The 2,895-nt window shown below is 69.6% G+C and carries 3 protein-coding genes; 1 reads left to right on the top strand and 2 read right to left on the bottom strand.

Annotation, left to right across the window (positions count from 1 at the left end; all coding sequences use genetic code 11):
- Positions 1-462 (top strand): thiamine-monophosphate kinase (locus tag BN903_RS02840; RefSeq protein ID WP_048076287.1); only part of this gene is annotated, 462 nt, incomplete at its 5' end.
- 367 nt (positions 463-829) lie between these two features.
- Here the strand turns inward: BN903_RS02840 and BN903_RS02835 are convergent.
- Together BN903_RS02835 and gpmI are read right to left on the bottom strand one after the other, a co-directional pair.
- On the bottom strand, positions 830-1,972 hold the full coding sequence (locus tag BN903_RS02835) for a thiolase family protein (RefSeq protein WP_048076286.1): 1,143 nt from the start codon (positions 1,970-1,972) through the stop codon (positions 830-832).
- Between the two features lie 81 nt (positions 1,973-2,053).
- A partial coding sequence (gpmI, locus tag BN903_RS02830) for a 2,3-bisphosphoglycerate-independent phosphoglycerate mutase (RefSeq protein ID WP_048076285.1) occupies positions 2,054-2,895 on the bottom strand: 842 nt, incomplete at its 5' end.

Below are 2,895 nucleotides of genomic sequence, written 5' to 3'. Positions count from 1 at the left end.
CTGTTCGAACGTGGAAACGCAGGGGACGACGACGGGGCGGTCGAGCGCGCCAACGAGCTGTTCCGGTTCACGCCGCGCGTGGCCGACGGGCTGGCGCTGGCGGAGTCCGCGACCACGATGATGGACTCCTCCGACGGGCTCGCGCGGTCGTGTCACCAGTTGGTCGAGGCGAGCGGCGTCGGGATCGAACTGGACCGGGAGGCGGTTCCGGTTCATCCCGCGGTCGAGGAGGTGGCCGCCGGGGCAGACGAACGGTTCGAGATGGCGGCGCACTTCGGCGAGGACTTCGAGCTGTTGTGTGCGGTCCCGGAATCAGAGGTTGCGGCGGTTCGAGAGGCGTGCCCGGCCGGTCTGACGCGGATCGGGAGGGTGGTCGAGGAAGACGGGGCGGAGGCGGGGCCGCGCGTCACGGCCGACGGCGAGCCGTTACCCGACCGCGGCTATACACACGGCGACGAGTAAGCAGAGGGCGTCGCCCGGGTTTCCGGAGTCTTGCCCGCTCGGATGTGCGTGACGGACTTCATTGGGATCGACTTCGTGGGCAAGACCGCCGAAGCCCCAGCCGCGAGGCGGGCAGACGCTCGTTGCGCTCCTCGGCCGCTCGCATTGCTCGCTCCCTGCGGTGCTTACGTCGCCTCTGCCCGCCTCGCGACTGCCCCTTCGAGTCCCGCCCCACACCGCACAGCCTCACACCTCCCCAGCCTCGTCGCTGGCGGTTGTCGCTTCGCTCGACCGCCAGCGACTCCCTCGCGCGGCGCTGTCTCGCGGTCGCCACGGGCGACCGCTCGCAGGCGCGCGCCACCGCAGACGAAAAGAGTCGGGTAGTTCGTTACCGCAGGAACTCGATCGCAGCGCCCTGCCCGAAGCCGACACAGAGCGTCGCGAGGCCGCGCTCGGCGTCGCGCTTCTCCATCTCGTGGAGGAGCGTGACGGGGAGGCGCGCGCCGGACGCGCCCAGCGGGTGGCCGAGCGCGATGGCACCGCCGTTGACGTTGTAGATGTCCTCGTCGATGCCGAGTTCTCGGCGGGCGTACTCGCACTGGGAGGCGAACGCCTCGTTCAGTTCGACCAGGTCGTAGTCGTCGATGTCGGTGCCGGCGCGGTCGAGCAGTCCTCGGGTCGCGGGGACCGGCCCGATTCCCATCACGGTGGGGTCGACGCCGGCGACGTTGTTCGTGCCGACCTCGGCGAGCACGTCGAGGCCGTGCTCGTCGGCGAACGCCTTGCTCGTCACGACCGTCAGCGACGCACCGTCCGATATCTGTGAGGAGTTTCCGGCGGTCACCGTCCCGTCGCCCGTGAACGCGGGCGACAGGCCGGCGAGCTTCTCGGCGGTCGTGTCCGGGCGGATCCCCTCGTCTTCCTCGACGAGGCCCTCGTCGGTCTCGACGGGGACGATCTCGTCGTCGAACCGGCCCGACTCGGTCGCCTTGGCGGCGCGCTGGTGGCTCCGGGCGGCGTACTCGTCTTGCGCCTCGCGGCTCACGTCGTACTCCTCGGCGACCTTCTCGGCGGTCATCCCCATCTGGAGCTGGAAGATGTTGTACCGCTCCGACAGCTCCGGGTGGAGGTGTTCGTAGGAGTCGCCGTCCATCGGCACGCGGCTCATGTTCTCGACGCCGCCCGCGATGATACAGTCGCGGTTGCCGGCGGCGATCGCGTCCGACGCCGAGATGACCGCCTGCATCGAGGAGGCGCACCAGCGGTTGATCGAGGTCGCGGGCACCGACTCGCCTAGCTCGGAGAGGAGGGCGATGACGCGCGCGACGTTGTTGTCCTGCTCGGTGCGCTGCTGGGCGACGCCCCACATCAGGTCGTCGACGTGGTCGCTCGTCAGCCCGGTCTCGTCAAGCGCGTGGTCGATGAGCGTCGTCGAGAGGTCCTCGCTGCGAACGTCCTCGTAGACGCCGCCCTCGCGTCCCTGCGGCGTTCGGTAGGCGGCCGCGATCACGGGCGTCGTGTCGTCTGTCATGGTCGATCACACGACGGTGGCGACCTTAAAAGGCCGTGGAACGGGCGAGAATCGATCCCGAGTTTATCGTTTATTCTCCCGTCACTCGACGAGCAGGCTCTCGCCGGTCATCTCGGCGGGCCGGTCGCGGTCCATCAGGTCCAGCAGGGTCGGGGCGATGTCGCACAGCGACCCGTCCTCGCGGACCTCGCGGCCTCCGTCGTCGCCGTCGGGCGTCAGGTAGACGAACGGGACCGGGTTGAACGTGTGGGCGGTGTGGGGGTCCTCGGGAGTCCCCATGTCGTCGGCGTTGCCGTGGTCGGCGGTGACGACCGCGTGGCCGCCCGCCTCGGCGACAGCGTCGAGGAGGCGGGAGAGCTGCGCGTCGACGGCCTCGACGGCCTCGACCGCCGCGTCGAAGTCGCCGGTGTGACCCACCATGTCCGGATTCGCGTAGTTGAGCACCATCAGGTCCGGGTCCTCCTCGTCGATGATCCCGACCGCCTCGTCGGTGAGTTCCGGTGCCGACATCTCCGGCTGCCGGTCGTACGTGGAGACGTCCGGGCTCTCCACGATCTCGCGTAGCTCGCCGGGGAACGCCACCTCGCGGCCGCCGTTGAGGAAGTAGGTCACGTGGGGGTATTTCTCCGACTCGGCGATCCGGAGCTGGGTGCCGTCGGCGTCCGCGACGACCTCGCCGATCGTGTTCTCGGGGACCTGCGGCGGGAACGCGACCGGGAACTCGAACGTCTCGTCGTACTCGGTCATCGTCGTCATCCGGATGTCGGGCTGATCGAGGTCGAAGCCCCACTCCGGCCGAGTGTCGGTCAGCAGCCGGACGAGCTGGCGGGCGCGGTCCGCCCGGAAGTTGAAGAAGATCACGGCGTCGCCGTCGGCGAGCGCGGGCTCGCCGTCGACGAGCGTCGGCTCGACGAACTCGTCCG

Source organism: Halorubrum sp. AJ67 (assembly GCF_000513435.1).
Note: the sequence above shows the minus strand (reverse complement) of the source record. Positions and strands in the feature narration are given on the sequence as shown.